We start from the raw sequence: 7,280 nt of genomic DNA, 5'->3' as shown, positions 1-7,280 counted from the left end.
AAGGCTGTGTCCAGTCGATCTTCCTCCAGCCTTTATCCAGCGGGGCTTGCAATAGAAAGAGGGAGGCATCATGCCTCCCTCGATTTTTTGTCCTGATACTACGTGGACTGGAACTCAAATTCTCTTAAGTGAACAGCATTGCGCCGATGCGGGGCTTGTTTGTCTCGGGCTCGCGCCTTAGCTTGCACGAGCCAGGGGCTGCTCCGGAGTGAGGTAGAGGGAGAAGTCCTCTATCCCCGCCTTCAGGGCGGCAAAGCAGTCGGGGTCGATGGCCGTGCCCAGGTTTTCCGCCATCATCTCCAGGGCCCTCGGCACCGGGATGGCATCCCGATAGGGACGCTTGGCGGTGATGGCATCGAAGATGTCGGCGGTGGTGATGATGCGCGTCTCCAGGGTGATCGCCTCCCCCTTGAGCCCCTTGGGGTAGCCCTTGCCGTCGAGTCGCTCATGGTGGGCGCCAGCCACCTGGGCCAGCTCCTCGAAGGCGCCGATGCGGCTCAGGATCTCCTCGGTGTAGGCGGCATGCATCTGCACCGCCGCCCACTCCTGCTCGTCAAGCTTGCCCGGCTTGTCGAGGATGGCGTTGCTCACCCCGAGTTTGCCCACGTCGTGGAGCAGGGCACCCCGCTTGAGCCAGCGTCGCCGTGGCTCGGACAGCCCCATCTGGGCGGCGAGGATGTCGGTATAGAGCGCCACCCTGCCGCTGTGCCCGGCGGTATAGGGGCTCTTGGAGTCCACCACCTGGCCGAAGGCCGCAGCAATCTCATCCAGATAATCCTCATCCAGCGCCACCTCCCCCTGCCCCGCCGGGTGGGCGAAGACCCGCTCCGCCAACGCGGGATCCGCCAGCCCTTGCCAGAAGGCGTCATCGGCCAGCGCCTCGAAGGCCTTGACCAGGGCGGGATCAAACCAGTTGCCGCTGCGCTCGCGCAGCTCCCTCATCGCCGCGTCCGGCCCGGCGGCGGCGTGAAACACGTCCACCACCTGACAGAGCAGGGCGATGCGGGAGAAGAGCGGAATGGCCTCCCCCGCCAGTTGTTGCGGCCGCCCTTTGCCGCTCCAGTGCTCATCCAGGGAGAGGATCCCCTGGGCCACCTCGTCGCTGAAACGCAACTGGCGGGCGATGTCCGCCCCCCGGTGGCAGCGGGTCAGGATCAGCTCGTTGGCTATCTGATCCCCGTTGCGAAAGATGTGGAACAGGCTGCGAAAACGGCCCAGCAGATCCGCCTGCAAGCCGGTGTGGCCCAGCACGAAGTTGACCACCTCGGAGAGGGAGCCATCCACCAGCTTGAAGTCGCGCTTGAAGTGAAGATCGTCGGTGAGATAGAGCTCGCAGATGCGGGCGGCATTGCTGCTGCACCCCAGATCCTTGAGCAACAGGGTGTAGTAGAGGTCGTGGCGCTGCCGGGCATCCAGTCCCAGTTGCTCCCCCAGACGAGAGCCTATCCAGCAGCAGCGGATGCAGTGGCCTCTCGGCTGCCCTTCCGTCATGTCCAGGGCATGACTGAGAGAACCAATCAGCTCTGCCAAACGCAACCCGTTTACCGTCATAGCCCACTCCCTCTACATCGGGGCGTACTTGCCCGCAGGCATGTATAGCATTTGTCGGGAGTAAAGGATCAGGGGCGCGACAAATTATGCCTGCACCGCTCCCCGACTTGCCGCCGCATCGAGCTGCTCGCGGCTCAGGGTCGAGACCAGTTTGTCATCCAGATAGAGATCCAGCCGCTCCCCGCGCATCTCTCCCCGCATCAGGCTGCGCTGACCGTCGATGTAGTGGATCTCCATCTGGGCGGTGCGCTCGTCCGGGTAGCTCACCTGTACCTCGCGCACCCCTTGAGGCAGCAGGGCCAGCGGCACCTGGTTGAGGGCAGGATCCAGGTGCGGGTTCACCTTGATGATCGCATCGCTCTTCTGATCCACCAGGGCGGGCGCCTTGCCGGTAATGGGGTTCTTGCCGGACCAGAATTCGATGGTGTTGAACACGAAGAGATCCGCCGTGGCCGCCAAGCCATAGACGGGGGAAAGGAGCACGAAGACGCCGGCACGGCCGTAGCGATTGTCCACCACGCTGAGGTTGCCCTTGGTCACCATGGAAGAGAGGCCCATCTGGCCCATGCAACCACCGAGCCCCAGGCTCGCCCCCATTCCCAGCAGCAGGGCCAGTGCCCTGCCTCTCTGTCGTACTGCCATTGTTGTCTACCTGCTCAATAAAAAGGAGGCGGCAGCCTAAACAAGGGGGCCGGGCGGCACAATGACGAAGGGGGGCGTCATACAGCCAGGGTTCAGCCTGGCCGTCCGATCGCTCACTCTGTTGGCAATCTTGCGGTCAGCCCCTCAGATGGAGAGGGCGGACACCGTCTGGGAGACCCTGTCCGCCTCCTGGTGGATCTCGCTCATCAGCTTGTCCACCCCGGCGATCTGCTGCTTGCCGAGTTCGGCGCTGCCCGCCACCCCGGCCATGTCGTCGGTCACCCTGGCGGTCAGCTCGCGGTTCTTCTGCACCACCTTGGCGATCTCGTCGGTAGAGAGCGACGTGCGGGCGGCCAGCTGGCGCACCTCGTCCGCCACCACCGCAAACCCGCGCCCCTGCTCCCCCGCCCGCGCCGCCTCGATGGCAGCGTTCAGGGCCAGCAGATTGGTCTGATCGGCGATGGCGCTGATGGTCGAGACGATGGCCTCGATGCTTCTGGACTGCTCGTTGAGCTGGCCGATGAGGGCGATGGCCTCATCCACCTGGGAGGCGATGAGGGAAGAGGTCTGCACCACGGCGCGTAGCAAGCCCGCCCCCTCCTCTGCGCTGTGCAGGGTCTCCTGGGCGGTGCTGTGGGCCAGGCGGGCCGCCTCCCGGGTGGCGTGGTTCTGCTCGATGCGCGCGGTGATGTCGCTGGCGAACTTCACCACCCGCACCACCTTGCCGCTGCCATCCCGGATGGGATTGTAGGTCGCCTCCAGCCAGACGGCCTGCCCCCGGCTGTTGTGGCGCATGAAGAGGCCGGATTTGAACTGGCCCCGGGCCAGCTCCTCCCAGAAACGGGGCTGCTCGCGCAGGAAGGTTTCGTCACAGAAGATCCTGTGGTGCCTGCCCGCGATCTCCCCCAGGGTGTAACCCATGACGCTCAGGAAGTTGGCATTGGCATGAATGATGTCGCCGTTCGGGGTGAACTCGATCATGGCCCGGGAACGGTCCAGCGCCTCGGTCAGCGCCTCGAGTCGCTCCAGCCGCTGGTGCTGTTCGGTGACGTCGCTGGCCATCTTGAGTACCCGGGTCACCCGGCCCTGGTGCTTCACCGGGAAATAGGTCGCCTCCAGCCAGCGCGTCTCCCCCTGCCGGTTCACGCGCTCGAAGGTGCCAGACTGCACCTCCCCCTGGGCGAGGCGGCGCCAGAACTGGCGATAGTCACCGGACTCCCCCCAGGCCCTCGGACAGAGCTGGCTGTGGGGCTGCCCAATCAGTTCGGCGGCACCATATCCCATCAGGGCCAGGAAAGGGGTGCTCGCCTCCTGGATGATCCCCTCCGGGCTGAAGATGACGGTGGCGGCACCCGCCTTGATCGCCTCTATGATGCCCTGCTCCTCGTCGAGCCGGGTCTGGCATGCCTGCAACTGCGCTTTGAGCTTCTGATTGAACATGACACTTCTTCCTCGTTGACCATCCCCATGGGCACCACGGCCTCACCCACAGAGGGTATCGGCACCGCCAGCGCCGACATAAGTGGTCGGACGACTGAAACGAATGGGGCGCGCAGTGTATAGAAAAGCGGCGATGCCGCCAAGGGCTCCCAGTACGCAGCCCTTGTGAAAGAGGATCAGCCCGGTGCAGAAAAAGAGGAGGCTAACGGGCAGGTACGCACTCGAGACAGGCAGGATTGCCGGCAAAGCCGAACCGTTCGTAGATAGCGCGCCCATCACTGCTGGCATGGAGCCACAGCTTGCCCAGTTGCTGCTCGCGGGCATACGCCACCATGGCCACCAGCAGGGCGTTCGCCATTCCCCGTCTGCGCCAGGCCGGCCGGGTGTAGATGTTGAGCAGGTACCCTTCCCGCCCCGCCAGATTGCCCGGGTAGGGCGGGCGCACGAAGAGTGCCAGGGTGGCGCACGCCACCACCTCGCCCTCCTCCTCCACCACCCAGCTACGGGCGCGACCCTCTTCCTGCGCCTGAATGAAGTAGGCCTGCGTCGCCTCCCTGAGGACCGGATCCTCATCGGGCCGGGCAAGTTCCCCCACCTCGCAAAAGAGCGCCATGCGCAGTGTCGTCAGGGCAGGAATATCGGCCGCCAGGGCCTCGCGAACCTTCATCTCTTCTCCTTTGCATTCCTTGCCCACCCGTCAGTCAGGCAGGGCTCGTGTGCGGCCACCTTACGCCGGAGGCGAGCGACGGGCAAGGCGCCAGCTGTCGAGCCCCAGGGGGCCCGCCCCCCACACGGCCAGGGTCAGCAGCATCCAGCCCCACAACTGGTGATCGTGAAAGCCTCCCGCCCAGAGGGCCGGGTAGGAGATGACCGCCATGGCGTTGAAGCCAAAGAGCAGCAAGGCGACCGGACGGGTGAAGAGGCCCGCCAGCAGGAAGAGGGGCAGCAACAGCTCGGTCGCCGTGCCCGCATAGGCCGCCCACTGCCAGGGCAGCAGGGGCACCTGATATTCGAACTCGAACAGATAGAGGGTGCTGTCCCAGGCCGTTAACTTGAGCCAGCCGGATCGCAGAAAAATGGTGGCGACCCAGAGCCTGGCAAGCAGCAACAGGCCACCGCTGCACCAGGGCAAGATTCGTTCAACAAGGGGGCCAAGGGGCCTGGCAAGGGTTTGCGTTGTCATGGGGCAAGCTCCAGATCGACCAGCAGGTCGAGGGTGATGAGGGGGGCCAGGTGTTCGGCCATGGCGGGATCCTGAGCCAGCAGGCTGGCCAGCGGCCTGCCCTGCAGGCAGCCTTGCAGCAGACGCCAGGCGGCGGCATCCAGGGGAATGGGGTCGACCCGGTGTCCGGGGCGTTTCTTGAGTGCCAGGGAGCAGACAGCATCCAGCTCCCTGACCGTCTCACCGCCGTGCAGGGCCATCTGCCAGAGCGCCAGCACCGGATGGGGGCTCTCCAGGAGCAGCAGATCGCAGGCAGGATGCAGCACCAGCCGCTCCCAGTGGTCAGGGGTCATGGCGGCAAGCCGCTCGGCGGGCCAGCGCCGCGTCTCTGGTGCAAGCAGCGAGACCCGCCAGGCGGGCTGGTTCGGCAACTGGACCCTGCTCTACTGGGCCTGGTGGATCTCCTGGTCCCCCTTCGTCGGCCTCTTCATCGCCCGCATCTCCCGCGGACGCACCCTGCGCGAATTCATCCTCGGCGTCCTGTTCGTGCCCACCGCCTTCAACCTGCTCTGGATGACTGTGTTCGGCAACGCCGCCATCTGGGCCAGCCAGCATGAGGGGGGCATAAGCCTCATCGACTCGGTCGGCAACATCGACACCCTGCTGTTCAACTTCTTTGACCTCTTGCCGGGAGCGGACATCACCTCGGCCCTCGCGGTGATCCTCATCAGCGTCTTCTTCGTCACCTCCGCCGACTCGGGAGCCTTCGTCATCGACAATATCGCCACCCAGGGCAAGGAGGGCTCACCGGTCTGGCAGCGCCTGTTCTGGGCTCTGCTGCTCGGGGTCACCGCGGGTACCCTGATGAGCACAGGGGGGCTGGCGGCACTCCAGTCCATGACCCTCATCGCCGCCCTGCCGTTTGCCTTCATCATGGTCCTGCTCTGCCTCGGACTCTGCCGCGGCCTTGTCGCAGACAAGGAGCACTCGGCCAGGCGCCTCTCCCCCGCCACTGACTTCTGGAACGGCAAGCAGTGGCGCACCCGGATGGATCACCTGCTACGCCCCTCCACCGAGCAGGAGGCCCGCGCCTTTATGGACAAGGTCGCCCTGCCCGCCCTGACGGCCCTGAGTCAGGAGTTCGCTGCCCGGGGAATCACCAGCCGGGTCGAAGAGGATGGGCCGGATCAGTGCCATCTGCTGGTACCCCAGCAAGGTCGCCGGGACTTCTGCTACGGGGTGCGCATCGAAGCCCGCCCCGCCCCCGCCTTCACCCCCCTGGAGGCGGCCCACAACCACGATCCCGAGGCCCGCATCTTCGAGCCCATCACCTATTTTGCCGATGGCCGCGCCGGTTACGACATCCAGTACCTGACCCGGGACGAGCTGAGTGCCGACGTCTTGCGCCAGTACGAGCGCTATCTGGTGCTGAGCCAGGACGAGGGGCAGGATCTGCTGAGCAGCGCCCCCGAACATACCCAGCCAACCCAGGGAGAGTGATGACCAGGCAGGGATCAAGTCAGCTCCCCGCCCAGAGCTTATGGCCGGGCACACTGGCGGCGAGGGCTGTCCCCACCACCCATCACAACAGAGAAAGGGGCCCCAGGGCCCCTTTCTCGTCACTGCCTCAACCTGCGTTGATTTCAGAGCCTCAACCGGCTCAGGCGGTTTTCACGCACTTCTGGATAAAGCTGTTCTTGGCCGCCCCGGCAAGCTTCTTGTCCGTCGCCGCCTTCTCGCACTGGGTCGCCTTGTCGGCAGCCCCGTCCGTCTTCAGGCACTTTTGCACGAAGCTGTTCTTGGCCGCGCCAGCCAGCTTCTTGTCGGCGGCCGCTTTCTCGCACTGGCTTGCCTTGGCACTGGCGGAGGCATCTTTGACGCACTTGCCCACAAAGCTGGTCTTGGCGGCGCCCGCCAGCTTCTTGGCCGCGGCCTGGGCCTCGCACGCCTGCTGCGCCCCCGCGCCATCACTCGCCATTGTTGCACTCTGGGCCACCCCCATTCCCATGCCAAACACCGTCACACACAGACTCAACACCATCAGGATCCGCTTCATATGACCAACTCCCTTCGTTCTATCCATTGTGGTTAGCCCCACTCACGCGGGCCAAACGAGGCACCCTCGCCTCGCTGCACTATAGTCCCCCGGCTTGATGACAACCAAAGTGCCGCCGTACTCGCACAGCCTTCCTTCCCCCTGATCGCCTCCACTCGGCCAAGAGACAAGAGACAAGAGACAAGAGACAAGATTGGTGAGCTGGCGCAAAAATTCAGCGCTTCTCGCCAGTTGCGTCAATTTTCGACTGGTTTGCGTATGAGGCTTGAGGCTATGCTGGCCACATGTACAGGATCTTTAGCTACAACCAATTGAAATAGATAGAAAAAAGGCTTCGTTTGTGATCTGATTTAATCGCAAAAAAAAACCGACACGCCCGAAGCCATGACTATTATCAATGCAACCCAGTACCTCAAGCAACTTCTTAGC

At 64.3% G+C, this 7,280-nt stretch carries 7 protein-coding genes and 1 pseudogene; 1 reads left to right on the top strand and 7 read right to left on the bottom strand.

Annotated elements, in window-relative coordinates:
* Positions 1–177: 177 nt before the first annotated feature.
* The 6 genes and pseudogenes from MUW49_RS16865 to MUW49_RS16840 all read right to left on the bottom strand — a co-directional run.
* Positions 178–1,551, bottom strand: coding sequence for an HD domain-containing protein (locus MUW49_RS16865; RefSeq protein WP_210539122.1), 1,374 nt, complete (start codon positions 1,549–1,551; stop codon positions 178–180).
* Positions 1,552–1,635: 84 nt separating this feature from the next.
* Positions 1,636–2,193, bottom strand: coding sequence for a DUF3332 domain-containing protein (locus MUW49_RS16860; RefSeq protein ID WP_210539121.1), 558 nt, complete (start codon positions 2,191–2,193; stop codon positions 1,636–1,638).
* Positions 2,194–2,337: 144 nt separating this feature from the next.
* Positions 2,338–3,633, bottom strand: a complete 1,296-nt coding sequence (locus MUW49_RS16855) for a PAS domain-containing methyl-accepting chemotaxis protein (RefSeq protein ID WP_210539120.1) — start codon at positions 3,631–3,633, stop codon at positions 2,338–2,340.
* A 202-nt stretch (positions 3,634–3,835) separates the two neighbouring features.
* Positions 3,836–4,300, bottom strand: a complete 465-nt coding sequence (locus MUW49_RS16850) for a GNAT family N-acetyltransferase (RefSeq protein ID WP_210539119.1) — start codon at positions 4,298–4,300, stop codon at positions 3,836–3,838.
* Positions 4,301–4,360: 60 nt separating this feature from the next.
* Entirely contained in the window at positions 4,361–4,816 is a 456-nt protein-coding gene (locus MUW49_RS16845; RefSeq protein WP_041213281.1) for a DoxX family protein, read from the bottom strand.
* Positions 4,813–5,205 (bottom strand): annotated as a pseudogene (locus MUW49_RS16840) (DUF2063 domain-containing protein); the annotation flags it as partial. The pseudogene MUW49_RS16840 and the gene MUW49_RS16845, both read right to left, overlap by 4 nt.
* Here MUW49_RS16840 and MUW49_RS16835 point away from each other — a divergent pair.
* A complete protein-coding gene (locus MUW49_RS16835; RefSeq protein ID WP_244812999.1) occupies positions 5,147–6,295 on the top strand; it encodes a BCCT family transporter in 1,149 nt (382 codons plus the stop codon). The pseudogene MUW49_RS16840 and the gene MUW49_RS16835 overlap by 59 nt on opposite strands.
* Positions 6,296–6,455: 160 nt before the next feature.
* Here MUW49_RS16835 and MUW49_RS16830 read toward each other — a convergent pair whose 3' ends face one another.
* Positions 6,456–6,797: a hypothetical protein gene (locus tag MUW49_RS16830; RefSeq protein ID WP_244813003.1), complete on the bottom strand. Its 342-nt coding sequence runs from the start codon at positions 6,795–6,797 to the stop codon at positions 6,456–6,458.
* Positions 6,798–7,280 lie beyond the last annotated feature (483 nt).

Origin of the sequence: Aeromonas sp. LsrichE-8G (assembly GCF_022869435.1) — a bacterium.
GTDB classification, from domain to species: Bacteria; Pseudomonadota; Gammaproteobacteria; order Enterobacterales; family Aeromonadaceae; genus Aeromonas; species Aeromonas caviae.
The sequence above is the reverse complement of the archived record's forward strand: the minus strand, read 5'-3'. Positions and strand labels throughout refer to the sequence as shown.

Bases quoted from the DNA above. Each gene is read 5' to 3' on its own strand.
- MUW49_RS16865 (WP_210539122.1), bottom strand. From the start codon at position 1,551: ATGACGGTAAACGGGTTGCGTTTGGCAGAGCTGATTGGTTCTCTCAGT.
- MUW49_RS16860 (WP_210539121.1), bottom strand. From the start codon at position 2,193: ATGGCAGTACGACAGAGAGGCAGGGCACTGGCCCTGCTGCTGGGAATG.
- MUW49_RS16855 (WP_210539120.1), bottom strand. From the start codon at position 3,633: ATGTTCAATCAGAAGCTCAAAGCGCAGTTGCAGGCATGCCAGACCCGG.
- MUW49_RS16850 (WP_210539119.1), bottom strand. From the start codon at position 4,300: ATGAAGGTTCGCGAGGCCCTGGCGGCCGATATTCCTGCCCTGACGACA.
- MUW49_RS16845 (WP_041213281.1), bottom strand. From the start codon at position 4,816: ATGACAACGCAAACCCTTGCCAGGCCCCTTGGCCCCCTTGTTGAACGA.
- MUW49_RS16835 (WP_244812999.1), top strand. From the start codon at position 5,147: ATGGCGGCAAGCCGCTCGGCGGGCCAGCGCCGCGTCTCTGGTGCAAGC.
- MUW49_RS16830 (WP_244813003.1), bottom strand. From the start codon at position 6,797: ATGGGGGTGGCCCAGAGTGCAACAATGGCGAGTGATGGCGCGGGGGCG.